The sequence below is a fragment of the Bradyrhizobium sp. 956_D2_N1_4 genome, from assembly GCF_052076025.1.
GTDB classification, from domain to species: Bacteria; Pseudomonadota; Alphaproteobacteria; order Rhizobiales; family Xanthobacteraceae; genus Bradyrhizobium; species Bradyrhizobium barranii.
In genome coordinates this window covers 5,914,897-5,934,879 of sequence record NZ_CP197237.1, presented here as the reverse complement: position 1 = coordinate 5,934,879, position 19,983 = coordinate 5,914,897, and the positions used below count along the sequence as shown (strand labels likewise).

The following is a 19,983-nucleotide window of genomic DNA, read 5'->3' as shown; positions in this document are numbered from 1 at the left end:
CATGAGCACCGGCGCAAGCAGGCCTGATCCAATCGTTGCCGAAGCGCAGGCGCCCGTGTTGTCGGTCGCGGGCCTGACCACGTCCTTTCTGCGCGAGCGGCAATGGATTCCCGTCGTCCGCGACGTGTCGTTCGATATCGCGGCCAAGGAAACCGTGGCGATCGTCGGCGAGTCCGGTTCGGGCAAGAGCGTCACCGCGCTTTCCATCATGCGGCTCATTCCGAAGGAGAGCGGCCGGGTCGAGGGGCGCGTCACGCTCGCGGGCCGCGATCTGCTGACGCTGTCCGAAGCGAGCATGACGGATGTCCGTGGCAACGATGTCGCCATGATCTTTCAGGAGCCGATGACGAGCCTCAATCCAGTGCTCACCATCGGCTTCCAGATCGCCGAGGCGCTGATCCAGCATCGCGGCCTGTCGCGCGCGGCGGCGGAGGCCGAGACCATCCGTCTGCTCGATCGTGTCCGCATTCCCGCGGCGGCATCACGCTTCCACGAGCATCCGCATCGTTTCTCCGGTGGCATGCGCCAGCGCGTGATGATCGCGATGGCGCTCGCCTGCAAGCCGAAGCTGCTGATCGCCGACGAGCCGACCACGGCACTCGACGTCACCATCCAGGCGCAGATCCTGGAGCTTCTGAAGGAGCTCCAGCAGGAGGAGGGGATGTCGATCCTCTTCATCACCCACGACATGGGCGTGGTCGCCGAGATCGCGGACCGTACCGTGGTGATGTATGGCGGGCAGGCCGTCGAGACCGATGCGACCGCGCGCATCTTCGCAGCACCCTCGCACCCCTACACAAGCGCGCTGCTCGCGGCTGTGCCGCGTCTCGGCTCGATGGGCGGGCGGACGCGGCCGATGCGGTTTCCGATCGTCGACAAGGTGACGGGCACCTCGGACGAGCCGACGGAGACACCTGAGACGGTCTCAACCGCCGAGCGGCCGCTGCTCGAAGTCTCCAACCTCACCACGCGCTTTCCGATCCGCTCCGGCTTGTTCGGCAAGGTTTCGGGCCGCGTCCACGCGGTCGAGAACATCTCCTTCACCCTGCGTGCCGGCGAGACGCTGGCGCTGGTCGGCGAATCCGGTTGCGGCAAGTCCACGACAGGCCGCTCCATCCTCAAGCTGACGGAGCCGGACAGCGGCACCGTCCTGGTCGACGGCCAGGACGTCCTCGCCATGAACGCCCGGACCTTGCGCGACTTCCGCAAGCAGATGCAGATCGTATTCCAGGATCCGTTCGCGAGTCTCAATCCGCGCATGTCGGTGGGGACGGCGATCGCAGCGCCGCTGCTCGCCAACGGGCTCGCCACGGCATCGCAGGCGCGCGACAAGGTCGCCGACCTCCTCGTGCGCGTCGGCCTGACCGCCGACATGGCCGCGCGCTTTCCGCACGAATTCTCCGGCGGCCAGCGCCAGCGCATCTGCATTGCGCGCGCGCTCGCGCTCGGGCCGAAGCTGATCGTTGCGGACGAAGCGGTCTCCGCCCTCGACGTCTCGGTCAAGGCGCAGGTCGTCAACCTGATGCTCGACCTCCAGGCCAGCATGGGCCTTGCCTATCTCTTCATTTCCCACGACATCGCGGTGGTCGAGCGCATGAGCCATCGCGTCGCCGTGATGTATCTCGGCGAGATCGTCGAGACCGGCCCGCGCGCAGCCTTGTTCGGCAATCCGCAGCATCCCTACACGAAGAAGCTGATGGCCGCGGTCCCGGTGCCCGATCCATCGCGCCGCGGCACGAAGCGCGAGACCTCGAACGACGAGATCAGAAGCCCGGTGCGCGCACCGGATTATCAGCCGCCAGTCCGGCAGTATCGCGAAGTTTCGCCCGGCCACGTCGTCCAGGTCTGGGGCGAGGAATGGTCGGCCTAGCGCGCGAAGGCGCTCAGCGGATGCTTTCGAGAACGCACGATAAAATCGCGCCATGATCTGCCGCACACGTTAACGGTGTTGTCCTTCGCGATGCCAAGCCTGTGAAATCGTGCTGAAATCACAATGAATTCACCTCGTCGCGGCGGAGTGCGACCGGCTGCCACAATCTATATGCTAATCCGGCGAAGCTGGACCGTCTGCCGTCGATCTCCGATAATGCATCGACTCGGAAAGGCCGTCGCAGACGTGCCTTTCACGGATGGAATATTGAAATGACACAAGCAGGCGTCTACGGGCAGAGGCTCGGGCGGGGCCTTCACGTGAAGGAAGCTCCGGTTCTGATCACGCGCTCGCTGCGCAGCGCGGAGCTCGCGGTCACCGAAGTCCGCAATGACAAGCCGACGTCCGAACTTTCCGGCTCGTTGCCGGCTGAAGATGCTTACCTTGTCAGCCTGAAGCTCCGCGACTATCCCGCTTGCGAATGTTGGGAGGAAGGCCGCTACGTCACCAGGGAGGATATTCGTGCGGGCGCGACCTATCTGTACGACCTCAAGCGCGACCCGCGCTATGTGATCGACAAGCCGTTTCACTCGCTCTTCTTCTATTTGCCGCGCTCGGCCCTTCACGACATGGCGAGGCAACCCGGCGCGCCGCGCATTGGCGAGCTCAATTACGAGCCCGGTGTGGGGCATGACGACGGGGTCATCCGTCATATCGGCGCCAGCTTGCAGGAAGCACTGCGTCGGCCTGACGAGACCAACCAGCTTTTCGTCGATCACATGATGCTCGCGCTCACCGCCCACGTCGCCCAGACCTATGGCGGGCTGAAGCCTGTCGCTGAGCCTAACCGCGGCGGGCTCGCGCCATGGCAGGTGAAGCGCGCGTGCGACCGGCTCGACTCCGATCTCTCAGGCAAGGTCGCGCTGGAGCAGATCGCGACCGAACTCGGCCTCTCGGTCAGCCACTTTTCACGCGCATTCCGGATCTCCACCGGCCTGCCGCCGCATCAATGGCTGCTGCGCCAGCGCGTGAAGGCGGCCACGCAGCTGATGACGGTCCGCAACCTGCCGTTGTCCGAGATTGCGATCTCGGCCGGATTTGCCAATCAAAGCCATTTCACGCGGGTGTTCACCCAGATGGTTGGCGTCAGTCCGGGCGCATGGCGCCGCGAAACCCATGGCGGGCGGGACGAGTAGAGCGTTTTCGCGTCAAAATCAGAATCCAAATCAGTGCCGCTTCGCCAGCGAGATCGCGCGCTTCGTGCCCGTGAATTCGTGAGGCGCTGCGCTTCAGGGCAAGCATCCCGGCCATTCCTTCAGCAGGCGGCGACATCGCGCGAGGGAGGACGAAGCCAGGGTGAAGTCCGCCGATTTCCTGCACGAGGATTTCGCGCGGCGCATCCCAGCCGGCGATATCCACCTCAACGGGATGGCCCTGCTCGACCGTCCCGGCGATCGCACCATGGACGCGACCAGCGATGGCCGGACGAGGACAATCGCGACAATCTCGCCGACGGCATCGGCCATCCGCCTGACGAGATTTTTGCGGCGCGCCGCGGCCTACACGGCGCGAATCGATCTGGCGTGGCGCAACGCGGGACAGCTTGCGAACTCACGGCGCCTGTCAGTTCGCGCTTCTGCGCTCCCGCGTATGCAACGATGCAAACTTAGTCCTCCTGAGATCGTGACTGGATGGAGCGACAGGGAACAGGAGTATGTGAACAGTCTCATAGTCCATCACTCTCTTTTCGAGCTAACTCTCCCCCAAGAAATTGCTGCACCCGGAGCTGACTGACAGACACGGGTGAGATGCAATGCCTGCGAAGCCGCGAGCTCGCAGCTTTGGACTGGCTCTCGTCTTGGTTACGAGCAAGCCAGCCCCATCACTCAGCCACATCTTTTGGAAATTGGAATCAAGGGCATCGCGAAGCGCGTCCACGCAGCTTCTAATCGGGGTCGGCCGGTAGGCTGCTACTTATTGAGGAGCCCCCAATGAAGATAGGCAACGCAGTTTTCAGCGCATTTTCCCTAACGAGGTACGCCGGTAATCTTGGGATCGCCCGTTCCAGTCTTATCAAGTCGGCCCATCTCCTCGAAAGAATTGGGCTAGCAGCCGTTGGGGCCTCTTGCGGCCTCTATGTGGGTGCGACCCTGTTGCGTCAGAAAGGCGGGCTTTTTGAAAGCGGCTGGATCGTGCTGCTAACAATGCTCTACGGAGCTCTCAGCTATTATGTTGGAATTGATTTGTCCCGGTCTGTCGCTCGGAGGTCGATTTCGAGCACCTCGGAAGAATACAACGGCTCTGAGGTTGCTGAGATCATGAGTGCGGCCGGTACGTTCGGCGCGGCGATTGCAGCAACTCTGTCCGTCAGCATCCTTGTCCTTGATCAAAGCCTACCCAATGCGCTGATAGCGTTTCTCGCCGGCTGTTGGGTCGTTGGGTCTTCGCTTCAAGTTGCGGCGGGAACGATGGCGCGCAACTACGTAGTGCCCAAGGACGAAGAATGAAGACAATTGTGCTCACGGAAAAACGTCTGCTTGGCGTCGTGATGTGGGCACCAGTGCCAGTGCTGACGTCAGGTCTGAAGGCGAGTGGTTGACGGCTCATCGCAACTTCTGTCGTTCAACGCTGCGTGCAGACGATTTTTAGTAGCGCGACCGTTTGCATCGAGCAATGTCCTTGCTTGGAAGCGGCATCGGTACTGAGCAACCTAAGTTATCGCGCAACAAACAAGACGTGCCATCATGGTGGCGTTGGGATATTGTCCCCGCGCCGTGGTCCAAAATTCTGCTAACCGCCAACCGCACGATCGGTGGAGCCAATGCAGATTGCGGAGTGGCTCGAGAAGCTGGGGCTTGGACAATACGCAGAGCGTTTTGTCCAAAATGGGATCGACATGGGCGTCCTTCCCGAACTGATGGCCGAGGACTTCGATAAGCTCGGAGTCCTGCTTGGCCATCGCCGCAAAATGCTGCGTGCCATTGCCGACCTCGATCCAGCCGCGTTGATCGCATCGCCGGCTCCTCCTCACGACGCCGAGCGGCGTCACCTGACCGTTATGTTTTGCGACCTGGTCGGCTCGACTGCGCTCTCCGCGCGTCTCGATCCCGAGGATATGTGGGAAGTGATCCGGGCCTACCGCGCCGCTTGTGCGGGCGTCATCGCTGCTTATGACGGCAGGATCGCCAGGTTCGTCGGTGACGGAATACTGGTCTATTTCGGCTATCCCCGCGCCCACGAGGACGATGCGGAGCGCGCAGTGCGCGCGGGCCTCGACACCATCGCTGCGGTCGGGCGACTGAGGACGGGCGCGACCGAACGGGTTGAACTGCGGATCGCAATCGCGACCGGGCTTGTGGTGATCGGCGACCTCATCAGCGGCGATGCGTCGGAGGAGCACGCAACGGTCGGCGATACACCAAACCTTGCTGCCAGGCTTCAGAGCCTGGCCGAACCGGGAGTGGTCGTCGTCGCCTCGTCGACGCGCCGGCTGCTTGGCGATCTCTTCACTTTTCGCAATCTCGGCCGCCGCGAGGTCAAGGGGATAGCCGAACCCATCGCGGTCTGGGCGGTCGAGGGGGCGGCCGCATCGGAAAGTCGCTTCGAGGCGGTCCGCGCAGCGCGTTCGATCGGCTTTGTCGGTCGCAAGGAGGAGATCGAATTCACGCTCTCGCGCCAGCGGTTGGCATGGCAGGGGCAGGGCCAGATGGTGTTGATCTCCGGCGAAGCAGGCATCGGCAAGTCGCGCATTGTCGCAACGCTGTCCGAAAACCCCGCGTTGGGGGCGCATCGCCGGGTGCGATATCAGTGTTCGCCCTACCACACCAACAGCGCGCTTCATCCCTTTGTCGCGCAGCTGGAGCGCGCAGCCGGTATCCGCTCGCACGACACGCCGGGGCAAAAGCTCGACAAGCTTGAGGCAATGCTGGCGCTTGGAACGCAACAGGTCGCCCGGGCGACACCGCTCATTGCGGCTCTCCTTTCGATTCCAACCGGCGACCATTATCCGCCGCTTGGTTTGAGCCCGGCGCAGCAGCGGCGACAGACATTTGCCTCGCTTCTCGATCAGCTCGAGGGGTTGGCGCGAGAGCAGCCCCTGCTGGTTATCTGCGAGGATATGCATTGGGCCGATGCCACGACACTTGAACTGTTCGATCTCGGGGTCGACCGGATCAGGGGACTGCCGATACTCATGCTCATGACAGCCCGACCAGAGTTCGAGCCCTCCTGGTCGGGCCTCGCCAACGTCAGCCTGTTGCGGCTCGACCGGCTCGACCGGCAGGACACGCGTGCGCTGGTCGAGCAGGTGACCGTTGGCCGCCAGCTGCCGCGCGAGATGATGGAGCAGATCATCGACAAGACGGACGGCATCCCGCTATTCGTTGAGGAACTGACCAAGATGGTGCTGGAGTCCGGACTGCTCGTCGAAGATTCCGGACGCTACCGCCTCGATAGTCCGCTCCCGCCGCTCGCTATTCCCGCGACGCTGCAGGATTCGCTGATGGCGCGGCTCGACCGGCTGGCGCCCGTCAAGGAGGTGGCGCAGATAGGCGCCGCCATCGGCCGCGACTTTTCATACGCGCTGCTAAGATATGTGACGGGACGCGATGATCTGACGTTGAGCGCTGCGCTGGGGCAACTCGAAGAGGCGGAACTGCTGGTGCGTCGCGGGACACCGCCCGACGCAAACTATAGCTTCAGGCACGCTCTCGTTCAGGAAGCGGCCTATGAAGGCCTGCTCAAGAGCAAACGGCAGATGCTTCACAAGCGCATCGGCGATGTCCTGCGCGAGAAGTTTCCAGTCGTTGCCGAGACTGAGCCGGAAGTTCTGGCACACCACTTCACCGAGGCGGGGCTGAGCGAGATCGCCCTCGAATGGTGGCGCAAGGCGGGCCAGCAAGCACTGAAGCGCTCGGCCTATTCCGAGGCGATCGCGCATCTCGGCAAGGCGATTGCGTCCGCCGACGAGGTGCCGGATGATCCCCGCCGGATGATGAGCAGGCTGCATCTTCAAATCGAGTATGGCCGTGCATTGCGAGGCAGCCTCGGCCATAGCGCTCCCGAAACGGTAGCCGCATGGACGCGTGCCCGACAGTTCGCTGCCGACATCAATGATCCCGTTGAACTCGCGCCGGTCCATTCGGGTCTCTTCAATGCTTGCCTGACACACGGCGAACTCGCTCCGATGCTGGAGCTGGCGGATGCCATCAGGAGCGCCGCTGACCGACGACCGGACTCACCGGTGGCCGCTGTCGTTGCACATTGGACGGGCGGGGTTACCTGCTGGTTCGGCGGTGATTACTTGAACGCGAGGATGCATCTCGAGCAGGCACTCGAGATCTATGGTGCCGAGCCGGATCCCGCGACGTTCAGGGCTTCGGCACTGGATCTCCCGTTCGTGATCATGAGGTTTCTTGCCCTGGTGCTTTGGCCGCTTGGCAAGATCGCGCGCGCACGCCGCCTCGCCGCCGAAGCGGTGAGTGCTTCGGGAGAAAAACGGGCGCTGTCCCAGGCCAACGCGCTGGTTCATCGCGCCGTGTTCGACGGACTATGCGGAGGCGTGTTGCAGCAAACGGAGACGATCTTGGCGCTCGGTCTCGCGCGCGACCACACGATGCCGTTGTATGTGGCCGCCGGCACCTATCTGAATGGCCTCGCCAAGTGGCGTGCAGGCGACCAAATGACCGGACTGACGGAAATGCGTCGCGGCTGGACTTTGCTGCACGAGAATGACTGCTATCTCTGTGAGCCGTTTTGGGGGATGCACGTCGCCTTGGCGAACGCAGCGTCGGGCCAACTCGAAACCGGGCTGGAAATCTTGAGCGAATTGATCGCGTGGACCGGGCAATCCGGCCAGCATTGGCTTGATGCCGAGCTGCATCGCGCCCGCGGCGAGCTTTTGTCGCGTCTTGATCCTTCGGACGAAGCCAGTGCCGAAGCTTCCCTCAACCGAGCGCTTGAGATCGCACGACACCAGCAGACGAAGACTTTCGAGCTGCGCAGCGCCCTTGGACTTGCTCGCCTGCACAAGAGAAATGGCCGAGCAGGCGGGGTATCCGAAATGCTCGCTCCCGTGCTGGCCGAATTCGATGTGGAGCGAAATCTTTCTGAAGTCGTGGAAGCGAAAGAGCTGCTGGAGCAAGTGCATTAGGCACGTGCCGTTTTCCCCCAGTCGATGGGCGGGGAATGACAGTCAGGAATTCACGTGCACGAAATCCCGCAGCAGCGGATAGATCTCGTTATTCCACCGCTTGCCCGAGAACACGCCGTAGTGGCCGACGCCGGCCTGCATGTGGTGGACGCGGCGATAGGCGCGCACACCGGTGCAGAGGTCTTGCGCGGCGAGCGTCTGGCCGATCGAGCAGATGTCGTCCTTCTCGCCTTCGACCGTCATCAGTCCCATGCGGCTGACGGCCTTGGTGTTCACGGGACGGCCACGGTGCATCAACTTGCCTTGCGGCAACAGGTGCTCCTGGAACACGTCACGCACGGTCTCGATGTAGAACTCGGCCGGCAGGTCCATCACGGCGAAATATTCGTCGTAGAAGGTCTTGATGCTGGCGGCCTTCTCCTTCTCGCCCTTGGCGATATGGTTGGCGAGATCCATGTGCTGCTTGATATGGCGCTCGAGATTCATCGAGACGAACGCCGTGAGCTGGACGAAGCCGGGATAGACCTTGCGGAGCGCGCCGCGGCATTGCACCGGCACGTAGTTGATCAGGTTCTGCTCGAACCAGTCGATCGGCCTGCTCTTGGCGAACTCGTTGACCCTGGTCGGCTGGATGCGCGTGTCGATCGGACCCGCCATCAGCGTCAGCGTCGCAGGCCGCGAGGGGTGGTTGCCCTCGCACATGACCGCGGCGGCCGCCAGGGCCGAGACCGAGGGCTGGCAGATCGCGACCATGTGCGGACGCGGGCCCAATTGGCCGAGGAAGTCGATGAGATGATCGGTGTAGTCGTCGAGCCCGAAGCGGCCTTCGCGGCGTGGAATGTCGCGCGGATTGTGCCAGTCGGTGATGTAGACGTCGTGATCCTGCAGCAGCGTTTTCACGGTGCCGCGCAGCAGCGTGGCGAAATGGCCCGACATCGGCGCCACCAGCAGCATGCGCGGCTGCTCCGGCACGCCGTCCTTCCTGAAGTGCAGCAGCGAGCCGAACGGCGTCGCGTAGGCGACCTCCTCGGTGACGCCGACCTCGCGGTTGCCCACCATCACGCTGTCGATGCCGTAGGCCGGACGGTGATAGGTGAGGGTGGAGCGCGAGATCAGCTCCAGCGCGGCCGAGAGCCGGCCGACGACCTGATCCGATAGGCCCTGCGGCACCAGATGGAGGAATCTGAGCGCGGACGAAGCTCCCGCCCGCCACGGCGCGGTGAGGTCCATATGGTTCTGAAAGGCCTGATAATACATCGACATCATACTGAAACGCCCACCTTCCCGTGCTGTCATGCAATATCGAAGCCAAACGGGAGCCCTGCCGCCCTCAAAACTGGCACATCGCTTGCTCCTCTTTTTGCGGGAAGCACAGGTCATGAGCACTCCCGCGGGCCGGGCGGCGTGCAAGTCACAGGCGTAGGGAATGGGCCATATGGCGAAGGCGACACTGACCATCAGCAGCAAGAACTATTCGTCCTGGTCGCTGCGCGGCTGGCTGCTGACGAAATTTTCCGGGCTCGATTTCGAGGAGATCGTCACCGCGCCGGACGACGCGTCGGCACGCGCCGAAATCCTGCTGCTGTCGTCGTCGATCCTGGTGCCATGCCTGCGCCACGACGGCGCCGTGGTCTGGGATACGCTGGCGATCGCCGAATATCTCAACGAGGCGATGCCGGAAGCCGGTCTATTGCCTGATGACCGCGTCCAGCGGGCGCATTGCCGCTCGATCTGCGGCGAAATCCATTCCGGCTTCACAACGTTGCGCGCTTCGCTGCCGGTCAATCTGAAGGGGCACTTCCCCGGCTTCAAGATCTGGTCGCGCGCGCAGGCCGATATCGACCGCGTCTGTTCCATCTGGCGCGACTGCCTGGAGAAATCAGGCGGACCCTTCCTGTTCGGCGCGAGGCGCACCATGGCGGATGCGATGTATGCCCCCGTGGTGACGCGCTTCGTGACCTATGACGTCAAGCTCGAGCCGCTGCTGAAGGCCTATGCCGATACCATCATGGCCATGCCCGAGATGAAGGAATGGATCGCGGCGGCCAAGGATGAGCCGGCCGAGATCGAGGAGCTCGAGGTCGAATATTAGGCAGGCCTGGCGCCCGCCTGCCTGTTTTGGGAGCGAGACCAGGGCTGCCGCAGCCGGCTGCCATGTCTTTGAAGCCGTTAACTTTTAGCACCCGCAGCCGGCTCGGGCCGGCCCACGTGCTGCGCAGATATTGTATACGCGTGCGGGCTTGTTGCGACATCTAGCCGTGAACAGCTGCGTACACGGCGTTCCGGCTGATTCGGACGTGATTCGTTCGGGCCGCGTTCCGTTCGTTAAGGCAGAGCGCGGCCCCGTTGCATTTTGAGACAGACGCCGCTCGTTAGGCGAAGCCCGAGTGCTTGGCGCGCGGCACGCGCCAGCCGATCACAGTGGCTTCCACCGGGACGCCGGCCGCGTCGTTCTGCCAGCGGCCCTCGACATAGCGGCAGGCGAACGGCAGTTGATACGTTCCGCTGTGGTCCTCGCACAGCACCTCCACCGGCAGGCCAGGTGGCGGTTCGCCGGCGCCATCGAATTCCGCCAGACGTCTATCGCGCGTTGCCATTCCAAAAATCTCCCCTAATCAAAGTCGCGGAAAGAGCGCCCACTTTCTTCCGCGCACGGTTCACTGCTCCCCGTCCAAGGGAACAAGCCAAGCTCAACGCGAGAATGCGGTACGAGTGTGGTAGCCTCCGGCGTCGGCGAGCAAAAAGCGCACATTGCCGTGATTGATTTGGACGAGGAACCTGCATGTCGCTTCGAAGTGCCGGCGTTTGTTTCGCGATGTTGTTGCTCGCCACGCTGGCGATTGCGCCGGTCCGCGCGCAAGACGTGCCCGGCATCGAGATCTGTACCGTCGAGAAGACCATGGAGCGGCGCACGAGCTGCCTGCAGAGCAACGTCGACTTCCTGCAGAAGACGATCACCAAGCTGACGCTCGATCATCAGCAGAAGCTCGATGCCGCCAACCGCCAGATCGACGCGCTGAAGACGACTGTGGCCGGCCTGCAGAAGACGCTGGGCGATCTCCAGGCTGCACAGGTGAAGATCGCGGACGATCTGAAGAAGAAGCAGGACGCGCCGCCACCGAAGGATGCGGCGAAATAGGCGTCGCCGTCACGCCACGCGGTAGCGCTCCATCACGCCGCGATCGGGCTCATAGCCGAGCCCGGGTCCCGAGGGCACCGCGACGTGGCCGGTGGTATCGACATCGGCGCGGCCGCCCCACAGACACGCTTCGCGTTTCAGATAGAACATCTCGACCAACCCGTCGTCACGCGTCGCCAGCAGGTGCAATGTCGCCAGCAGGCCCGGACCGAAATACGGGGAGTGCGGAACGATCTTGACGCCGAGCTGATCGGCGAGTGCGGCGACCTTCAAAAATTCCGTGATGCCGCCGACCTTGGTCACCGACGGCTGGGCGTGGCTCACCGCGCCTGCATTCATCATCTGGCGGAATTGATACTCCGTGCAGGCGTTCTCGCCGGCGGCGACGCCGAGCCCGCCCTTGCGGCGGACCTCGGCGAGCGTGGTAAAATCCTCCGGCGGCCAGACCGGCTCTTCCAGAAACATCGGCTGCGCGTCCTCGCACGCCTTCGCGAATGCGATCGCCTGCTCGCCTGTGAGCGGGCAGTTCATGTCGACCATCAGCGGGATGCCGGGCCCAATGGCCTCGCGCGCGGCAAACACCGCCGGCGTCGTGGTCTCGTGCAGCTTGATGGCGCCATAGCCGAGCGCGAGCGCCTTCTTGCATTCGCCCGTGATGTTCTCAGGCGAGCCGATCCGCAGCAGGCTCGCATAGGCGGGGATGTTCGAGCGCTTGCTTGCTCCGAGCAGGCGATGCAGCGGCGCGCCCTCGATCTTCGCAGCCAGGTCCCACAGCGCGATGTCGAGCCCTGATATCGCGAACATGGTGATGCCGTAGCGGCCGAACAGATGCAGGTTGCGCTGGATCTGTTCCATCACCGCGGGAATGCCGGCGGCATCGGGAACCTTCAGCCCGCGGGCCTGCGGCGCGATCATCTCCTCGACGGCGCTTCGCGTGGTGCGGGGGGAGACATAGGCAAAGGCATCGCCCCAGCCGGTCAGTCCGGCATCGGTCGTGACCTCGACCAGCACCATGTCGAGCGCGGAGATTGCGGACGCGCCCTGGCGAAAGCTCGCGACACCGGCGTCATAGGGGATGCGGATATGGTGCGCCCGCACATCGGTGATTTCCATGACGCGGTTCCTCTTTCTGGTGAGCGGTTGCGATGAGTGTAGCTGCGAATGCCGGGGCGTTGCCAGTGGCTATTCCGGAACTATTCTCATGCAAGGACAGCAATGCCGATCAAGCGAGGCGGTGGCCGTCAGCGCATCATCGCCAGGCTTCGAACGAGGGCCCTTGACGCATGAACCCAGCCCAGCGCGCGCTCTGGTATATCGAGAGCCATCTGGCCGAGCCGATGACGCTCGACGAGATTGCTGCGATATCTGGCGTGTCGCGGTTCCACATCGTGCGGGCGTTTGCCGCAGCCACCGGACTTCCTGTGATGCGCTACGTGCGCGCGCGGCGGTTGACGGAAGCGGCGCGCAGTCTTGCGAACGGCGCGCCGGACATCCTGTCGCTGGCGCTGGAGGCGGATTACGGCTCGCACGAAGCGTTCACCCGCGCGTTCCGCGACCAGTTTGGCACCACACCCGAAGCGGTGCGGGCGGCAACGCGCCTCGACAAACTCAAGCTTCAGGAGCCGATCCTCATGGACTCCACCATGCTCGACCACCTCGTCCCGCCGCGTTTCGAAACCGCGAAGGCCTTCCTCGTCGCCGGCCCCGCCGAGCGCATCTCCTGCGACAACGGCGCCGCCATTCCGGGGCTGTGGCACCGCTTCCATCAGGAGGTCGCCGACGTTCCCGCGCGCGTCGGCCAGGGAAAATCTCAAGTCGCCTATGGCGTCTGCTGCAACGGCGATGATTCCGGCAATTTCGACTACATCGCCGGCGTCGAGGTCGCCGATTTCTCCGACCTGCCGCGCCGCTTCGGTCGCATCCGCATTCCCGAGCAGCGCTACGCGGTGTTCACCCACACCGAGCACGTCGCCTCGATCCGCCGCACCGTCAACACGATCTGGAATCAGTGGCTGCCGGCGTCCGGCCTGAAGGCCGCGGATGCGCCGAACTTCGAGCGCTATGACGAGAAATTCGATCCCGCGACCGGCAATGGCGGCTTCGAGATTTGGATACCAGTGCGGGAGTAAGCACGATCCGGACCCGAAGGGCCGCGTTCGCGCAAAGTGCGCAGCGGTTTTCCGAAGAGATCATGCTCAAGCAAGACCTAAAGCGCGATATGTCATCGCGCTTTACGTTGCAACGCTGGCATACCATCCCGCTTGCTTGGCAAGCCCCGGCGACTTTGTCATAACCGCAGGCAAATCTTGCGTGTGGGGCCCGTGCCGGACATCCCGTGCAAGCCATAACAAGCAGCCGGGAGGGTCCCCATGTCCAACGTTCGCATTCTCGCCACCGACCTCGAATTTCCCGAAGGGCCGGTGGTGATGCCGGACGGCTCGGTCGTGCTGGTGGAAATTCGCGGCCAGCGCCTGACCCGAATCCATCCCGACGGCCGCAAGGAGGTCGTCGCCAAGGTGCCGGGCGGCCCGAACGGCGCAGCCCTCGGCCCCGACGGCAAGATCTACATCTGCAACAATGGCGGCTTCTCCTGGATTCCGACCGGCAAGATGATCATGCCCGGCCCGCAGCCGGACAGCTATCTCGGTGGCTCGATCCAGCGCGTCGATCTGCAATCGGGCAAGGTCGAGACCGTCGTGACCAAATGCGGCGAGCACGATCTGCGCGGGCCGAACGACCTCGTCTTCGACAAGCATGGCGGCCTCTGGTTCTCCGATCTCGGCAAGCGCCGCGCCCGCGAGATGGATGTCGGCGGCATGTATTATCTCAAGCCCGGCATGACCGAGATCGTCGAGGTCGTGCATGGCGTGCTGCCGGCCAACGGCATCGGCCTGTCGCCGGACGAGAACACCGTCTACATCGCGGAGACCCCGACGGGGCGGCTCTGGGCCTATGAGCTGTCCGCGCCCGGCACGCTTAAGCCGCGCGAGGTGATCTACCGTGGCGAGCGCGGCAAGCCGATCTGCGGCCTCGGCGGCTACCAGATGTTCGACTCGCTCGCGGTGGAGGCGAACGGCAATGTCTGCGTCGCCACCCTGGTCTCCGGCTGCATCTCGGTGATCGCGCCTGACGGGACCCTGGTCGAGCAGGTCCCGACCGGCGATCGCGTCACCACCAACATCGCCTTCGGCGGTCCCGAGCTCAAGACCGCCTACATCACGCTCTCAGGCAAGGGCGAACTGATCGCCATGGACTGGCCGCGCTGCGGTTTGCCGTTGAACTTTCTGAATAAGTGAATGTATCTGAGCAGCCGTGCCGATGCGTCGGTCGTCATTCCGGGATGCGTGCGCCAGCACGCAGGCCCGGAATCCATAACCCCGAGCGGTGATTATGGATTCCGGGCTCGCGACGTCGTCGCGCCTCGGAAGGACGGCAGTCATTATGGAGAGAGAAATGCCCTGGCCTGATCCCGTCACCCTGCGTGGGCAGCACGCCCGTCTCGAGCCGCTGTCGAAAGAGCATCGCGAGGGGCTGGTGGAGGCCGTGAAGGACGGCGAGCTCTACACGATCTGGTACACCGCGATCCCGACGCCGGAGAACGTGGCCAAGGAGATCGACCGCCGCTTGGGCCTCCAGGCCGCAGGCTCGATGCTGCCGTTCACCGTGTTCGATGCCGGCGGCAAGATCGTCGGCCAGACCACCTATATGAACATCGATGCCGCCAACCGCCGCGTCGAGATCGGCTCGACCTGGTATGCGAAGAGCGCGCAGCGCGGGCCGCTCAACACGCAGTGCAAGATTCTGCTGCTGACCCACGCCTTCGAGACGCTGAACTGCATCGCGGTCGAATTCCGCACGCATTTCTTCAACCACCAGAGCCGCCGCGCCATCGAGCGCCTGGGCGCCAAGCAGGACGGCATTCTGCGCAGCCACCAGGTCACGCCGAACGGCACGCTGCGGGACACCGTGGTTTACAGCATCACCGCCGCCGAATGGCCGACGGTGCGGACGCATTTGAACTATCAACTCAACGACAAGCCGCGCTGAGCGGCCGAGGCACCATGGACAGATTCGATTATGTGATCGTCGGCGCGGGCTCCGCCGGCTGCGTACTGACCAGCCGGCTCAGCGAAGATCCGAACGTGAGCGTCTGCGTGCTCGAGGCGGGCCCGAGCGACTGGCATCCCTACATCCATCTGCCGGCGGGCTTCATCAAGACCTTCCACATGAAGAGCATCAACTGGGCCTACCAGCAGGAGCCGGGGCCCTACACCGGCGGGCGCAGCATCTATGCGCCGCGCGGCAAGACGCTCGGCGGCTCGTCCTCGATCAACGGCCACATCTACAATCGCGGCCAGCGGATGGATTTCGACACCTGGGCGCAGATGGGCAATCGCGGCTGGGGTTATGCCGACGTGCTGCCTTACTTCAAGCGGCTGGAAAAGCGGGTCGGCGAGGGCGAGGACACCTATCGCGGCCGCGACGGCAACCTCACCGTCACCACCATGGACTGGCGCGATCCGCTCTGCGAGGCCTTCATGGAAGGCGCGGTCTCGCTCGGCATTCCCCGCAACCCCGATTACAACGGCGCTAAGCAGGAAGGCGTCTCCTACTGCCAGCGCACCATCGACAAGGGCCTGCGCGTCTCCGGCTCGACCGCGTTCCTCAAGCCCGCGATGAAGCGCCCGAACGTGCATGTGCACACCCACGCGCACGCGACCGAGATCATTTTTGAAGGCAAGCGCGCCGTCGGCGTGCGCTACAGCAAGGGCGGCCGCGGCGGCACGCCGGTCGAAGTGCGCGCCAACAAGGAAGTGATCCTGTCCGGCGGCACCTATAATTCGCCGCAGCTGCTTCAGCTCTCCGGAATCGGCTCACCCGATCTGCTCGGCGCGCAAGGGATCGCGGTGCGCCATGCGCTGCCGGTCGGCGAAGGTCTGCAGGATCATTACGCCCCGCGCACCGTAGCGCGCGTGAAGGACATCAAGACCATCAACGAGCTCCGCCGCGGCTTCTCGTTGTGGATCGAGGCTCTGAAATGGGCGACCGCGCGCCGCGGCCTGCTCTCGCTGTCGCCGACCATGGTCTATTGCTTCTGGCACTCCGGCGAGAGCGCGGACTCGTCCGACTTGCAACTCACCTTCACGCCGGCGAGCTACAAGGAAGGCGTGCAGGGCCAGCTCGAGGACGAGCCCGGCATGACGGTGGCGTCCTGGCAGCAGCGCCCGGAGAGCCGCGGCTATGTCCGCATCCGCTCCAACGATCCGTTCGCGCCGCCGATCATCCAGACCAACTATCTCGACGCCGAGCTCGACCGCCGCGTCATCGTCGGCGGCATGAAGCTCGCGCGCAGGCTTTTGAAGAGTGCGCCGCTGTCGCCCTATTACGCCTACGAGGATTTCCCCGGCCCCAACATCAACACCGACGACGAATTCCTCGCCGCCGCCACCGAACGCGGCACCACCACTTTCCACCCCGGCTGCACCTGCCGCATGGGCCCGGCGGACAGCACGTGGGCGGTGGTCGACGACCAGCTCCGCGTCCACGGGTTGGAGGGCCTCCGCGTCATCGACGCCTCCGTGATGCCGCGCATGATCTCGGCGAATCTCAACGCCTCCACCATGATGATCGCGGATCGTGCCTCGGACCTGATCCGCGGCAAGCAGCCGATAGAAGCCGCGCGGATTCCGGACGCCGCAGTGGCGTAGGGTGGCGTAGGAAGGTCTCATGCCCCGGACGCTGCGCAGCGCTCCCGGCGATGCGAAGCATCGTCCGATGCGGTGCACTGCAGAGCCGGGGCCCATGTGACCGAGAGCGCGATCGTACGCGTGGGTCCCGGCTCTGCGCAGCAGCGTTGCACGCTGCAGCGCGTCCGGGACACCGAGAGCGTTGCATGTCGCGGTGGTTTAGCCCGTCGGGCAAAACACCCCGTCACCCGTCAATCCCTTCCCACAAAAATATTCCACTTTACCGAAATTCGGAATTGCGGCATAGATCGAAACAGCCCGGTCCGAGGAAGAGGGGCGGTTCGCGAGTCGTTCGAAACGCGGGCCGGGTTGCGGTGGACGCGGCAGCGTCGGGCGCGAGAGGCTAAGGGCAGGGCGGATTGCTCTCCGTGAGCCCTGAGGCTTCGTGCGGACGAGCGGCGCTGTGTGCGTACGGCAAAATCGTGTGGTCCTGGCCGTCGTTGCTACGGTCAAGCTCTTGCGGATGCGGCATTTGCGTCAACCGGCGCGGTGTCGGCGACTTTCGCAGGGGTGAGGGAGGCCAGAACGAACTCGGCTCCCGGGAGAGCACGGCATACGCCGTCCGACCACTGCGCAGGGAAGGCCGTGTGTTTGGCTTCACCTGTATGCCGCTGTGCAGTTCTTCTGCGTGTGCTTTCGCACAGCGGACCGTGGGTGCCAGCCGGCACCCGGCCTTCCCTGCGCCCTCTTTCCTGGAGGGCGTAACGGAGACAGCAAAGCTCGGGCGAAATGCGCCGCGAGGATGCTGCGGCGCGTCTGCGCTCGCAATGACGATGTGGAGAGTGTGCGCTTTCCCTCTTTCCTCGAGCGCGGGCTCCTCGGGACATTCACCCTTAAATTGCGGGATGCGCCTTGACGTAGTAGAAACAGCAGATGCGCTTCATCTCAATACTCTGCCTCTTGATTCTCACGATCTCTCCCTGCTTTGCCCAGTCTCCCCGGGCTTCCGCAGAGGTGACGACCCTGATCAGCCAGGGGCCTCTGCTCGCGGTGCTCGATCATGACAATTCATCCGCGCTTTCGCTGGTGACCCTGTTCAGGAAAATTCACGCCGCGCAAAAGCTGCCGCAGCCGGCGGTCGCGGACGGCCCGACGCGGGCGAGCGATTTGTCTCAATTCAGTGGGACCTACGCGCAGTTTGCTGCCGTGATGTCCGCCGACATCACGCGTATCACAGCGGGACTCGGCATCGATTGGGAAAAGGAGATCCTGAAAACCTACGACCCGAAGTCGGCCAAAACGGACGCTGGCAAGACGCTGCGGCTGAATGGCAATGTTGCGCGCGTGTTTAACGAGAGATGGCTCGGTTCCAGCGACGGATTGTTCCTCCTGTCGGGCGTAGTCAATCGGATGGACCGCCGCGATTTCAATTCCGCGCATTGCGGCGAATTGCGTTTCATCTACCGGCTCGGCTACGAAGTGAGGATGAACGGCAAGACTTACGCGTCGCGCATGCCGTTCACCGTGAACATGGTGTTCAGTTACGCGGATGACGGCAGGAATTGCCAGAACGTCGCCTCGCTCTGGCGCGTCGCCGGGATCGATACTGACGATCCGGCAGTGGTTGCCCAACGCCTGCTGCAGGGGCCGCTGGATTTTTCGCGACTAATCTTCAAGCAGATGGAGATCAATGCGCAGGTGGTGCGCTTCCCATCAGACCTCGAAAACATGGAGAACCGCAAATTCGCCGGACAGGCGATCTACTGGATGCGGATCTTCGCGCTGAGGGATGGCAAGTTTCAGCCGACACGGCTGGAAAATACGCCCGATGTGCAGGCAATCCTGAAGGATCCCGCCAAACAGAAGCAGTTGCAGGACTATCTCGCAGGCCACATCGCCGAGATCGACAACGGCACCTTCAGGATACCGGAGAGCCTGGAGGCCGATATCGCGCTGAGTTTTTCCACTGCCGGCAGCGCGCGCATGGCCAATCGTCCCTTCGATCTCGCAATCGGCAGCGAGCAGGCGGCACGGATCGTCGCGGCGGCGGGTGTCCCCGGGAGGTCACCAAAATTCGTGCAATCCGGCGCGGGTCTGCTCGAACGCCTGAACACGTCGTCCTGCATGGGCTGCCATCAATCATCCTCGACCGCCGGATTCCATTTTCTCGGCGTGGACCGGTTCGATTTCGGCCGCGACGCGGACGCCATCAGAAACGCCCTTGACGGTAACGAGTTGCAATTGCCGTTCTCGCCCCATGTCTACGCGGAACTTGTTCGCCGCAAGGACTATGTCGAGCGGGTTTCGCTCGGTCAGGCGCCGAACAGTTTTCGCCCGCATCCTTCGGCGCCCCCGGCGGCCTGGGAGAGCGGAAATCCGGCCTATGTTGTCGCCGGCGACAACATGCCGTGCCCTTTGAATGCGGATCTGGCGCAGGCCGCGAAATGGAGCTGCAATGCCACGCGTAACCTCACTTGTCAGGCGTTGGTGACGAACGCTGCGACTTCCTCCAATCTCGGCCAATGCGTGGCCGCGGCACAGAATGTCGCCGCCGGTTTGAGCTGCCGCTCAAACGTCATCGAGGACTCCACAGCGAAGACCGCCGCCAACAACCCGCTCGGCTTCAACCTGCGCGCGTTCAGCGACCGCGTCAGCAAGGAAGAACTCGTCTACAAGCTGTCGGAAGGAAAATTGAGCGGCTACGGCTACAACTGCCGTCCAACGAAGATCGGCGTGCCGCTGGGCCGCGTCACGCGTCCCTGCAAGCCCGAGGAGGCGTCGCTGGCGGTGATCCGGCCGGGCAGCGTGCCCGAGGAAATCTGCGCGATCGTCGGAGGCAAGGGCTTTGAGCAGATGGCCAAGGGATATTTCGACAGCGGCATTTTCGCCGCTGGCGTCGGCCGCGGCCTCCTGAACACATGCTCGCCGTCGCGGTTTTGCCGCGAGGACTATATTTGCCAGCAGATGCCGGATTTTGTCTCGAGTGTAAGGTTCAACGTCAGTGCCCCGGCGTTGAATAACTTGAGAAGCCGAAAGATCGGGTTCTGTACCCCAACCTATTTCGTTTATCAGCTCCGCCTTGACGGTCATCCGAATCCGAGATGACGCGGGGAAGCGCGGCCCAGAGTAGCGGTAG

15 protein-coding genes are annotated in these 19,983 nt (G+C 63.5%); 12 read left to right on the top strand and 3 right to left on the bottom strand.

All coding sequences use genetic code 11. The features are described from left to right. Nucleotide 1 precedes the first annotated feature (1 nt). The 5 genes from AB7535_RS28125 to AB7535_RS28105 all read left to right on the top strand — a co-directional run bounded on the left by AB7535_RS28125 (nt 2) and on the right by AB7535_RS28105 (nt 8,021). Entirely contained in the window at nt 2-1,870 is a 1,869-nt protein-coding gene (locus AB7535_RS28125) for an ABC transporter ATP-binding protein (protein ID WP_094184520.1), read from the top strand. Between the two features lie 272 nt (nt 1,871-2,142). Further along, nucleotides 2,143-3,066, top strand: coding sequence for a helix-turn-helix domain-containing protein (locus AB7535_RS28120; RefSeq protein ID WP_085405181.1), 924 nt, complete (start codon nt 2,143-2,145; stop codon nt 3,064-3,066). Nucleotides 3,067-3,226: 160 nt separating this feature from the next. Continuing rightward, nucleotides 3,227-3,664 carry a hypothetical protein gene (locus AB7535_RS28115; RefSeq protein WP_244623163.1) on the top strand — a complete coding sequence of 146 codons (438 nt, stop codon included), beginning with the start codon at nt 3,227-3,229 and terminating at the stop codon, nt 3,662-3,664. 197 nt (nt 3,665-3,861) lie between these two features. Beyond that, nucleotides 3,862-4,377 (top strand): hypothetical protein, encoded by a 516-nt coding sequence (locus AB7535_RS28110; RefSeq protein WP_063981455.1) that lies wholly within the window; start codon nt 3,862-3,864, stop codon nt 4,375-4,377. A 314-nt stretch (nt 4,378-4,691) separates the two neighbouring features. Beyond that, entirely contained in the window at nt 4,692-8,021 is a 3,330-nt protein-coding gene (locus tag AB7535_RS28105; RefSeq protein ID WP_085405180.1) for an adenylate/guanylate cyclase domain-containing protein, read from the top strand. A gap of 42 nt (nt 8,022-8,063) precedes the next feature. On the opposite strand, the gene AB7535_RS28100 is transcribed toward AB7535_RS28105, so the two are convergent. Beyond that, entirely contained in the window at nt 8,064-9,287 is a 1,224-nt protein-coding gene (locus tag AB7535_RS28100; protein WP_094184518.1) for a polyhydroxyalkanoate depolymerase, read from the bottom strand. Nucleotides 9,288-9,456: 169 nt separating this feature from the next. Between AB7535_RS28100 and AB7535_RS28095 the strand changes: the two genes are divergently transcribed. Further along, nucleotides 9,457-10,113 (top strand): glutathione S-transferase family protein, encoded by a 657-nt coding sequence (locus AB7535_RS28095; RefSeq protein ID WP_085405179.1) that lies wholly within the window; start codon nt 9,457-9,459, stop codon nt 10,111-10,113. Nucleotides 10,114-10,393: 280 nt separating this feature from the next. Here AB7535_RS28095 and AB7535_RS28090 read toward each other — a convergent pair whose 3' ends face one another. Next, on the bottom strand, nt 10,394-10,618 hold the full coding sequence (locus tag AB7535_RS28090) for a hypothetical protein (protein ID WP_041953164.1): 225 nt from the start codon (nt 10,616-10,618) through the stop codon (nt 10,394-10,396). A 185-nt stretch (nt 10,619-10,803) separates the two neighbouring features. On the opposite strand from AB7535_RS28090, the gene AB7535_RS28085 reads away from it, so the two are divergent. Then, on the top strand, nt 10,804-11,160 hold the full coding sequence (locus AB7535_RS28085; RefSeq protein WP_085405178.1) for a hypothetical protein: 357 nt from the start codon (nt 10,804-10,806) through the stop codon (nt 11,158-11,160). Between the two features lie 9 nt (nt 11,161-11,169). On the opposite strand, the gene AB7535_RS28080 is transcribed toward AB7535_RS28085, so the two are convergent. Beyond that, complete coding sequence (locus AB7535_RS28080) at nt 11,170-12,273, bottom strand: mandelate racemase/muconate lactonizing enzyme family protein (protein WP_085405177.1); 1,104 nt, start codon at nt 12,271-12,273, stop codon at nt 11,170-11,172. 170 nt (nt 12,274-12,443) lie between these two features. Here AB7535_RS28080 and AB7535_RS28075 point away from each other — a divergent pair, with 170 nt between their 5' ends. The 5 genes from AB7535_RS28075 to AB7535_RS28055 all read left to right on the top strand — a co-directional run bounded on the left by AB7535_RS28075 (nt 12,444) and on the right by AB7535_RS28055 (nt 19,952). Further along, entirely contained in the window at nt 12,444-13,289 is an 846-nt protein-coding gene (locus tag AB7535_RS28075; RefSeq protein WP_085405176.1) for an AraC family transcriptional regulator, read from the top strand. Between the two features lie 240 nt (nt 13,290-13,529). Further along, a complete protein-coding gene (locus AB7535_RS28070) occupies nt 13,530-14,456 on the top strand; it encodes an SMP-30/gluconolactonase/LRE family protein (protein ID WP_085405175.1) in 927 nt (308 codons plus the stop codon). A gap of 157 nt (nt 14,457-14,613) precedes the next feature. After that, nucleotides 14,614-15,207 carry a GNAT family N-acetyltransferase gene (locus tag AB7535_RS28065; protein ID WP_028147003.1) on the top strand — a complete coding sequence of 198 codons (594 nt, stop codon included), beginning with the start codon at nt 14,614-14,616 and terminating at the stop codon, nt 15,205-15,207. A gap of 14 nt (nt 15,208-15,221) precedes the next feature. After that, complete coding sequence (locus AB7535_RS28060; RefSeq protein WP_085405174.1) at nt 15,222-16,868, top strand: GMC family oxidoreductase; 1,647 nt, start codon at nt 15,222-15,224, stop codon at nt 16,866-16,868. A 993-nt stretch (nt 16,869-17,861) separates the two neighbouring features. Beyond that, nucleotides 17,862-19,952: a hypothetical protein gene (locus AB7535_RS28055; RefSeq protein ID WP_135214820.1), complete on the top strand. Its 2,091-nt coding sequence runs from the start codon at nt 17,862-17,864 to the stop codon at nt 19,950-19,952. Nucleotides 19,953-19,983: the final 31 nt, after the last annotated feature.